This is a genomic window from Mycolicibacterium pyrenivorans, from assembly GCF_025821625.1.
Taxonomy (GTDB): domain Bacteria; phylum Actinomycetota; class Actinomycetes; order Mycobacteriales; family Mycobacteriaceae; genus Mycobacterium; species Mycobacterium pyrenivorans.
The window spans coordinates 90,033-98,822 of record NZ_JACKSH010000005.1 but is presented as its reverse complement, the minus strand read 5'-3'; the positions used below and the strand labels follow the sequence as shown (position 1 = coordinate 98,822).

11 protein-coding genes are annotated in these 8,790 nt (G+C 68.9%); 9 read left to right on the top strand and 2 right to left on the bottom strand.

What is annotated here, in order from left to right; genetic code table 11:
• A partial coding sequence (locus H7I57_RS00620; RefSeq protein ID WP_443678325.1) for an Rv1157c family protein occupies window positions 1–518 on the top strand: 518 nt, incomplete at its 5' end.
• A gap of 87 nt (window positions 519–605) precedes the next feature.
• On the opposite strand, the gene H7I57_RS00615 is transcribed toward H7I57_RS00620, so the two are convergent.
• A complete protein-coding gene (locus tag H7I57_RS00615) occupies window positions 606–752 on the bottom strand; it encodes a DUF1059 domain-containing protein (RefSeq protein WP_011893038.1) in 147 nt (48 codons plus the stop codon).
• 49 nt (window positions 753–801) lie between these two features.
• On the opposite strand from H7I57_RS00615, the gene H7I57_RS00610 reads away from it, so the two are divergent.
• Together H7I57_RS00610 and H7I57_RS00605 are read left to right on the top strand one after the other, a co-directional pair.
• Window positions 802–1,461 (top strand): nitroreductase family protein, encoded by a 660-nt coding sequence (locus tag H7I57_RS00610; RefSeq protein WP_264021268.1) that lies wholly within the window; start codon window positions 802–804, stop codon window positions 1,459–1,461.
• Window positions 1,462–1,492: 31 nt separating this feature from the next.
• On the top strand, window positions 1,493–1,888 hold the full coding sequence (locus tag H7I57_RS00605; protein WP_264021267.1) for a recombinase family protein: 396 nt from the start codon (window positions 1,493–1,495) through the stop codon (window positions 1,886–1,888).
• A gap of 3 nt (window positions 1,889–1,891) precedes the next feature.
• Here the strand turns inward: H7I57_RS00605 and H7I57_RS00600 are convergent, their stop codons facing one another.
• Window positions 1,892–2,467, bottom strand: a complete 576-nt coding sequence (locus H7I57_RS00600) for an HhH-GPD-type base excision DNA repair protein (protein ID WP_264021266.1) — start codon at window positions 2,465–2,467, stop codon at window positions 1,892–1,894.
• Between the two features lie 40 nt (window positions 2,468–2,507).
• Between H7I57_RS00600 and H7I57_RS00595 the strand changes: the two genes are divergently transcribed.
• The 6 genes from H7I57_RS00595 to H7I57_RS00570 all read left to right on the top strand — a co-directional run bounded on the left by H7I57_RS00595 (window position 2,508) and on the right by H7I57_RS00570 (window position 8,777).
• Window positions 2,508–3,734 carry a sensor histidine kinase gene (locus tag H7I57_RS00595; protein WP_264021265.1) on the top strand — a complete coding sequence of 409 codons (1,227 nt, stop codon included), beginning with the start codon at window positions 2,508–2,510 and terminating at the stop codon, window positions 3,732–3,734.
• The gene (locus H7I57_RS00590; RefSeq protein WP_264021264.1) at window positions 3,731–4,546 is read left to right on the top strand and encodes a LytR/AlgR family response regulator transcription factor; all 816 of its coding nucleotides are present in this window, start codon (window positions 3,731–3,733) and stop codon (window positions 4,544–4,546) included. Before H7I57_RS00595 ends, H7I57_RS00590 begins: the two co-directional genes overlap by 4 nt.
• Entirely contained in the window at window positions 4,533–4,907 is a 375-nt protein-coding gene (locus H7I57_RS00585; RefSeq protein WP_264021263.1) for a hypothetical protein, read from the top strand. The genes H7I57_RS00590 and H7I57_RS00585 overlap by 14 nt, the downstream gene beginning before the upstream one ends.
• Window positions 4,904–6,646 (top strand): sodium/solute symporter, encoded by a 1,743-nt coding sequence (locus tag H7I57_RS00580; protein ID WP_264021262.1) that lies wholly within the window; start codon window positions 4,904–4,906, stop codon window positions 6,644–6,646. The genes H7I57_RS00585 and H7I57_RS00580 overlap by 4 nt, the downstream gene beginning before the upstream one ends.
• 152 nt (window positions 6,647–6,798) lie before the next feature.
• Entirely contained in the window at window positions 6,799–7,149 is a 351-nt protein-coding gene (locus H7I57_RS00575) for a DUF485 domain-containing protein (protein ID WP_264021261.1), read from the top strand.
• Window positions 7,146–8,777, top strand: coding sequence for a monocarboxylic acid transporter (locus tag H7I57_RS00570; protein ID WP_264021260.1), 1,632 nt, complete (start codon window positions 7,146–7,148; stop codon window positions 8,775–8,777). Before H7I57_RS00575 ends, H7I57_RS00570 begins: the two co-directional genes overlap by 4 nt.
• Window positions 8,778–8,790 lie beyond the last annotated feature (13 nt).

Sequence of the window (8,790 nt, the reverse complement as noted above, 5' to 3'; positions counted from 1 at the left end):
CGGCTCCGGGCCCGGCTCCCGCACCTGCGCCCGTTGCGGCGCCTGCGCCTGCGCCCGCTCCGGCGCCCGGTGGAGTCGCCCCCGCGGGCACCACGGAGTTCGGGCCGGACGCGCCGGTCACGCAGGACTTCCTATATCCGTCGATCAGCAACGGCTGCCTGTCCGACGGTGGGAACGTGCTGGCCACGGCCATCTCGGTGGCCGGCCCCGCGACCATCCCGCTCCCGGGTCCCGGGCCCGGGCAGACCGCCTACGTCTTCACCGCGATCGGCACCCCCGGCCCCGCCGCGGAGCAGAAGCTGCCGCTGAATGTCACCTGGGTGAACCTGAGTACCGGCAAATCCGGCAGCGCGACGCTGACGCCGCGCGCGGACATCAACCCCGCCGGTCCGACCACGCTGACAGCGATCGCCGACACCGGGTCGGGCAGCATCATGTCGACGATCTTCGGCCAGGTCACCACGACCGAGAAGCAGTGCCAGTTCATGCCGACGATCGGCTCCACCGTCGTCCCGTGACCGGTCGTCCTGCACCGGCCGCGCCGAACGTGCGTTCCCTGTCGTCAATCCCTTCGGATCGCTACAAGGAATGCACGTTCGCGGTGATCAGTAGGCCATGAAGAGGATGGCGTCGCGGTCGTAGTCGCGGCCGGGATGTACCTCGGACAGGTGCGCCTGGGCCTTCTCCACGAGGTCTTCCTCGTCCTTGCCGGTGATCGCTTCGCCACAGGGGCAGTTCAGGTGTGTCTTCATCTCTTCACAATGTCACAGCGGCCGCGCGACCATGGGTCAAGATCGACACATGGAGTGCTATGACGTGATGCGGACGACGGGGGCCGTCCGCCGGTTCACCGACGAGCCCCTGCCCGACGATGTTCTCGAACGCATCCTCGACAACGCGCGGTTCGCGCCGAGCGGCGGCAACCGGCAGGGCGTGCACGTCATCGCGATCCGCGACCGCGCCACCCGGCAAGCCCTCGGGGAGTTGAGCGTGACCGGCGCCCGTCGCTACATCGCGCAGACCCGCCACGGCGAAGGCCCGTGGAACCCGTTGCACCCCATGGGCGTATCGGCTGAGCAGCTCGCCGCCACCGAGGTGCCCGCCGAGTTCTCCACCCCGCTGCTGACCTCTGCGGTGGCGCTCGTGGTCTGCATCGACCTCGCGGTGGTGGCCGCGTTCGACCAGCACCTCGACCGGATCGGTGTCATCGCCGGCGCATCGGTGTACCCGTTCGTGTGGAACGTGCTGCTCGCGGCCCGCAACGAGGGATACGGCGGAGTGCTCACCACGATGGCGGTCGCCGAGGAACCAGCGGTCAGAGAACTGCTCGGCATTCCCGACGACCACGCCGTCGCCGCGGTGCTCCCGCTGGGTAGACCACTGCGCCAGGTCACCCGGCTCACGCGCAATCCCGTGGCGCAGTTCGTCACCCGGGAGCGTTTCGACGGCGAGTCTCTGTGACCGCAGGCTCACCTCGTGAGACCTTGAAGAGGTGACGGTCACGTTGGGTTATGCGACGGTCGCAGGTAACGACCGGGAGCTCGACGAGCAACTCGCCGAACTCGCCGCCGAGGGCGTGGACCCTCGGCGGATCTTCACCGACAGGACGTCGGGGCCCGCGGACAAGATGCGCGCGGGGCTGCTGGCCATGCTCAGCTACGCCCGCTCGGGTGACGTCGTCGTGGTGGCGGCGCTCGATCGGCTGGGCAGATCGGCGACCGAGGTCCTCCAGACCGTCTCGGACCTCACCCGCCGCGGAATCACGCTGCGCTGCCTGGACAACGGCCTCGACACGGCCACCGCGACCGGACGCGTGGTGGCCGGGATTCTCGGCGAACTCGCGACCCTCGACGGCGTCGCCCACGGCGAGACTGCGCACAGATCGTGACGCTCAGCCCTTGGCCGCCTTCGCCGCCGCTTTGGCTTCCTTCTTGTATGTCCGCACCTTCTGCAGCGACCCGGCGTCCTTGACGTCGGCCACCGACATGTGGGTGCCCGCCTTGCCGTAGTCGCCGGCGGCGGCCCGCCAGCCCTGCGGCGTCACGCCGTACTGCTTGCCGAGGAGCGCGAGGAAGATCTTGGCCTTCTGCTCGCCGAAACCGGGCAGCGCCTTGAGCCGGCGCAGCACCTCTTTGCCGTCGGCGCCGTCCGACCAGACGGCGGCCGCATCGCCGCCGTACTCGTCGACGATCACCTGCGCCAGCGCCTGCACCCGCTTGGCCATCGAGCCCGGAAACCGGTGGATCGCAGGCGTTTGCGAGCACAGCGCGGCGAACTCCTCGGGGTTGTAGTCGGCGATCACGCGGGCGTCGAAGCCGCCGATGCGGTCGTCGATCTTCTTCGGGCCCGCGAACGCCACCTCCATTGGGATCTGCTGATCGAGCAGCATCCCGACCAACAGAGCGAACGGGTTGGCATCGAGCAGCGCGTCGGCCGCGGGTTCCTGAACTAACTGCAGTTTCGCCACGTCGCCAGTTTAAGGTTGCCTCAACTGCACACGAGGTGAGATGTCCGGCGAGCTCGCGATAGCCCTGACGACCGCGCTGATCCTGGCCGCGGTGGCCGCGGTGGTGCTCGCCGTGCGAACCAGGCGAGTGGTGGCCACCCCGACCGAACGCGCCGTGCACACCGCGCTGCATACCGCGTCGCTGGCCGCCCGGGCACTGCGCCAGGGCCTCGACGCCGAGTCCGCCGGGACGGCCGCACCGTTCCTGCGCGGGCTCACCGGCACCGATGGGGTGGCCCTGTTCGACGGTGACGGCCAGTTGCTCGCCCGTGACCCGGACGGGGACGGCATCTGGGACGACGACATCCTCGACGCGTGCGACGGCGCGGCGCAGCAGTCGATCGCCGGCGAACGCCGGGTGCTCACCCACGTGAAGGCCTCCGCGGTCGTCGCCCAGCCGCTGCTGGCCGAGAACGGCGACATGCTCGGCGTGCTGGTGGTGGTGACGACCCGCTCCCCCGCGCCGGGAATGCTCGGCGCTGTCGGTGAGGTCGCCCGCTATGCCGCCAGCCAGATCGAGCTCGCCGAACTCGACGCGTCACGCGCTCGACTGGACCGCGCCGAGGTGCTGGCACTGCGCGCCCAGATCAGCCCGCACTTCATCTACAACGCGCTCAACACGATCGCCTCGTTCGTGCGCACCGACCCCGACCGCGCCCGCGAGCTCATCCTCGAGTTCGCCGACTTCACGCGGTACTCGTTTCGCGCCGCAGGGCAGTACACCACCCTGGCCGACGAACTGCGCAACATCGACCGCTATCTCAACCTGGAACGCGCCCGCTTCGGCGCGGCGCTGACGGTCACGCTGCGGGTGGCGCCGGAGGTGCTCAACGTCGTCGTGCCGTTCCTGGCGCTGCAGCCGCTGGTGGAAAACGCCGTCCGGCACGGATTCGCGGGGCGCGGTAGCGGGTCGATCGAACTCGTCGCCCGCGACGAGGGCTCCGACTGTGTCATCACCGTCGAGGACGACGGGGTGGGGATGGACCCAGACGCGCTGCGCGCCGGCCCCAGCGACGCCCTTTCCGACGGGAGCCCGGTCACCGATGGGAACTCCGCGCACGTGGGCCTGACCAATGTGGACCATCGCCTGCGGGCGGCGTTCGGGAACGACTACGGTCTGGTGGTCGAAACGGCGATCGGCGCAGGCACCAAGGTGGTGATGAGGGTGCCGAAGTTCAGGTCGGGCGTGCGGGCCAGCGGAGGTGCGTTCGGGGTGGGCAAGCAGTGACGAAGCCACTCCTCGTGCTCGCGGTCGACGACGAGGCCCCCGCCCTCGACGAACTGGCGTACCTGCTCGGCAAGCACCCCGACATCGGTGAGGTCTTTCGCGCCGGCGACGCCACCTCGGCACTGCGGGAACTCAACGCGCGCACCATCGATGCCGTCTTCCTCGACATCAACATGCCCGGCCTGTCGGGTATCGAGTTGGCCGGCGTGTTGACGAACTTCTCCCAGCGGCCCGCCATCGTGTTCGTGACGGCCCACGACGACAAGGCCGTCGCCGCCTTCGATGTCGGCGCTGTGGACTACCTGCTGAAGCCGATCCGCGAGGACCGCCTCGACGAGGCGATCCGGCGGGTGACGGCGGCCCAGACGCCGGCGACGAGCCCCGCCGTCGAGGACCGGGACGGAAACGCCGCCAGGGAAACCGAATCCGACGTCGTCCCCGCCGAGTTGGGCGGCGTCACCCACTTGGTCCCCCGCGACAGCATCGGCTGGGTGGAGGCCGAGGGTGACTACGCCCGACTCCATTCGGCGTCGGGAAGCCATCTGGTGCGGATACCGTTGAGCACCCTCGAAACCCGTTGGCGTGACCATGGTTTCCAGCGGGTGCACCGTTCGTACCTGGTCGCGCTCCGTCTCGTCACGGGCCTTCGGACCACCGACGGCGCGGTGCTGGTGCGGTTGCGGCCCAATGGCGCGTCACCGGCGGTGGAGCTTCCCGTCAGCCGCCGCCAGGCCCGCGAACTCCGTGACCGTCTGATACGCAACCCCATGCGCAGCCTCCGACCCGCAGGGAGCGCCGATGACGAGCGGTGAACGACCGCAGCGCGAACGCGTGGTGCTCGCCCACCGGAGGGGAGCCCGGATGGTGCGCACCCGGGTCGAGGTCCAGGAGCAGACGCAGGTCGGCGACGCGCTGGTCCGCGGCCTGGTGCGCGCCCAGCTGGGCCTGGCGTTGCGGCTGGCCGCGGTCGTGGTGTGCCTGCTCGGCGCCATCCCCCTCCTCAATGCGGTCCTTCCAGGCCTCGGCGCCGTCACGGTGTTCGGGATACGGCTGAACTGGCTGGTACTCGCGGGTCTGGCGTACCCGCTGCTGTACGGGATCGGCTGGTTCTACGTGCGGCTCTCCGAACAGGCGGAACGCGACTTCGTCGGCGTCGTCGACGCGGAGCCATGACCGGCTCCCCGCTGACGGCCGTCGCGTTGCTCGCAGCGGCGGTGGCCACCGTCGCGATCGGCGCCTACGGCGTACGGTTCTCCCGCACCACATCCGACTTCCTCGTCGCGTCGCGCACCGTGGGATCCCAGTGGAATGCCGCCGCCATATCAGGTGAATACCTTTCGGCCGCATCGTTTCTCGGGGTCGCCGGGCTGATCGCCAAGTACGGCGCCGACGCGCTGTGGTATCCGGTGGGATTCACCGCGGGCTATCTCGGGCTGCTGTTGTTCGTGGCGGCGCCGCTGCGCCGCTCGGGCGCCTACACCGTCCCCGATTTCGCGGAGTTCCGCCTCGGCTCCGCACGCCTGCGCAAGGTCGCGATGCTCGTGGTGGTCGTCATCTGCATCTTCTATCTGGTGCCGCAGTACCAGGGAGCCGGGCTTGCGCTGAAAACGCTGTTGGGCATCCCGGTGTGGCTCGGACCTCTGGCCGTCGGTGCCATCGTGATCACCAATGTGGTGGCCGGTGGAATGCGCTCGATCACGTTCGTGCAGGCATTCCAGTACTGGCTCAAGCTGACCGCGATCGCCATTCCCGCGCTCGCGCTGACGGGGTTGTTCCTCACCGACCGCGGGGGCGAGCTGGGGGGACCGCTCCCGCCGATGGTGCCGCAGGCCACCACGGTGGCCATCGAGACCGACGTCGTCGTGCAGGTTCCCGAGCCCGCGGGCATCACCGTGACGGGAACACTCGATGGTCGCCGCGTCGACGCCGCGGCCATCGACTCGGCCGGGGAGCACACCCTCGGCGCCGGCAGCACGCTCGAGCTGGCCGCAGGGGCGGCGACCCCCGTGGTGGCGGGAACCCCGGCCGCGGGCGCCGACTGGATAGCTTCCGGCGGTGGCCTCGGTGGGCACCACCCGCTGTTCCAGGTGGTGTCCACGATGGTCGCGACCTTCCTGGGCACCATGGGGTTGCCGCATGTACTGGTGCGGTTCTACACCAATCCCGACGGCCGGGCCGCACGTCGCACCGCGCTCGCGGTGATCGCGCTGCTGTCGCTGTTCTATCTGTTTCCGACGCTGCTGGGCGTCTTCTCCAGGCTCTATGTCCCGCAGCTGCTGATCACCGGGACTGCCGACGCGGCAGTGCTGTTGGCGCCCGGCTCGGCGATCGCGGGCGCGGCAGGGCAATTGCTCGCCGCGCTGGTCGCCGCGGGGGCCATCGCCGCGTTCCTGGCCACCTCGTCGGGCCTGTTGGTCAGTTTCGCCGGCGCCCTGGCGACCGACGTGCTTCCGGGACGGGTCCGCGACTTCCGACTGGCCGCCGTCATCGGCGGGCTGATACCGATTCCGCTGGCGCTGGCCGCTTCCGGTGGTCTGGAGCTGTCCCGCAGCGTCGGGTTGGCGTTCGCGGTCGCGGCGTCCACGCTATGCCCGCTGCTCGTCCTCGGCATCTGGTGGCGCGGGCTGACGGCGACGGGGGCGACGTGTGGCCTCGCCGTCGGCGGACTGCTGTCCGGTGGCGCGGTGACCGTCGCGGTGGCCGGCGGCGTCAACGAGGACACCCTCGGCGGTTGGCCGGCCGTGCTGATCGGTTACCCGGCCGCGGTCAGCTTCCCGCTGGCCTTCATGACGATGATCGTCGTCAGTCGCCTCACCCGCGCCGCCGTCCCTGCGGACGTGGCGCAGACGTTCGCGCGCATGCATGTGCCGGAGAACCTGGGGATGGGCATCGAACGGATGCCCAGGGGCTGACTACCTCCCACCGTTCATCGACGGTGATCGACCGCTCACCGCACCGGCGCCCGACCTCACCGTGTCACCTGCGGCAACTGTGGGTATGTGACCCACATCTCAACTAGTTTCGCCGGAGAGCCGGTTCACTCAGTCAGGAGCGTGAGATCAAGGTGTCCGAGACAGATCTTCCCATTCGCCCGGAAGCCATCAGCGGTGAGCGCTATCTGGAAGTCCAAGCCAGCCCCGAGTTCCAGGAACTCCGAAGTAGGTTGCGCCGGTTCGTGTTCCCCATGACCGCAGTCTTCCTCATCTGGTACACCACCTACGTTCTGCTGGGCGCTTTCGCGACCGGCTTCATGGGCACCCGGGTCTGGGGCGACATCAACGTCGGCCTGCTCATCGGGCTGGGCCAGTTCCTCTCGACGTTCCTGATCACCGGAATCTACGTGCGGTTCGCCAACCGCGAACTCGACCCACGCGCCGGTGCCATCCGCGCCGAACTGGAGGCTGAGATCAAATGACAACCCTTCTGGCCCAAAGCGAGACGATCGGCAATCCGGTCGCCAACATCGGCATCTTCAGCCTGTTCGTGGTGGTCACGATGGTGGTGGTGATCCGGGCGAGCAAGAAGAATGCCACCGCCGCAGAGTTCTTCACCGGCGGGCGCGGGTTCTCGGGCACGCAGAACGGCATCGCGATCGCCGGTGACTACCTTTCGGCCGCCAGCTTCCTCGGCATCGCCGGGGCGATCGCGGTGTACGGCTACGACGGCTTCCTCTACTCGATCGGATTCCTGGTCGCGTGGCTGGTCGCCCTGCTGCTGGTAGCCGAATTGCTCCGCAACACAGGGAAGTTCACGATGGCTGACGTGTTGAGCTTCCGGCTCAAGCAGCGGCCGGTCCGTCTCGCAGCCGCGACCAACACGCTGACGGTGTCGCTGTTCTACCTGCTGGCCCAGATGGCAGGGGCCGGCGGACTGGTCGCGTTGCTGCTCGACATCAACAGCCGCAGCGGCCAGTCCGTCGTCATCGCAGTCGTCGGAATCCTGATGATCGTCTACGTCCTGGTCGGCGGCATGAAGGGCACCACCTGGGTGCAGATCATCAAGGCCGTCCTGCTGATCGCAGGCGCCGGGCTGATGACCGTCATGGTGCTGGCAAAGTTCGGCCTGAACTTCTCCGAGATCCTCGGCTCCGCGCAGTCGGCGATCAGTGGCGCCACCACCGCGGGTGTCGCCGATCGGGACGTGCTCGCACCGGGCGCTCAGTACGGCGGATCGCTGACGTCACAGATCAACTTCATCTCGCTGGCCATTGCCTTGGTTCTCGGCACGGCCGGCCTGCCGCACGTACTGATGCGCTTCTACACGGTGCCCACCGCCAAGGAGGCGCGCCGGTCGGTGGTGTGGGCGATCGCGCTCATCGGCGCTTTCTACCTGTTCACCCTCGTGCTCGGCTACGGCGCGGCCGCCCTGGTCGGTCCGGACACCATTCTCAGCGCGGCGGGTGGGGTCAACTCGGCGGCACCGCTTCTGGCTTTCCAGCTCGGTGGGGTGATCTTGCTCGGCGTCATCTCGGCGGTGGCGTTCGCGACCATCCTCGCGGTGGTCGCCGGCCTGACGATCACCGCGTCGGCCTCGTTCGCCCACGACGTCTACGCCACCCTGCGGAAGGATCACACGGTCACCGAATCCGAGCAGGTGCGGGTGTCCCGCATCACCGCGGTGGTGCTCGGCGTGCTCGCCATCGGGCTGGGCATCCTGGCCAATGGACAGAACATCGCGTTCCTGGTGGCACTGGCGTTCGCAGTCGCCGCGGCGGCGAACCTACCGACGATCGTCTACTCGCTGTACTGGCGGCGGTTCAACACCCGCGGCGCGCTGTGGAGCATGTACGGCGGCCTGATCTCGACGATCGTGCTGATCGTGTTCTCCCCCGCGGTGTCGGGGTCGCCGACCGCGATGATCCGCAGCGTCGACTTCGCCTGGTTCCCGCTGGCCAACCCGGGCATCGTGTCGATCCCGCTGGCCTTCATCCTGGGCATCGTCGGCACGTTCACGTCGCCCGATGACGAGGACCCGAAGGTCGCCGCCGAGATGGAGGTGCGTTCGCTCACCGGGATCGGCGCCGAGAAGGCCGTCGCCCACTAGACAACATGCGCCG

Bases quoted from the DNA above. Each gene is read 5' to 3' on its own strand.
- H7I57_RS00615 (WP_011893038.1), bottom strand. From the start codon at position 752: ATGAAGACACACCTGAACTGCCCCTGTGGCGAAGCGATCACCGGCAAG.
- H7I57_RS00610 (WP_264021268.1), top strand. From the start codon at position 802: ATGGAGTGCTATGACGTGATGCGGACGACGGGGGCCGTCCGCCGGTTC.
- H7I57_RS00595 (WP_264021265.1), top strand. From the start codon at position 2,508: ATGTCCGGCGAGCTCGCGATAGCCCTGACGACCGCGCTGATCCTGGCC.
- H7I57_RS00585 (WP_264021263.1), top strand. From the start codon at position 4,533: ATGACGAGCGGTGAACGACCGCAGCGCGAACGCGTGGTGCTCGCCCAC.
- H7I57_RS00580 (WP_264021262.1), top strand. From the start codon at position 4,904: ATGACCGGCTCCCCGCTGACGGCCGTCGCGTTGCTCGCAGCGGCGGTG.
- H7I57_RS00570 (WP_264021260.1), top strand. From the start codon at position 7,146: ATGACAACCCTTCTGGCCCAAAGCGAGACGATCGGCAATCCGGTCGCC.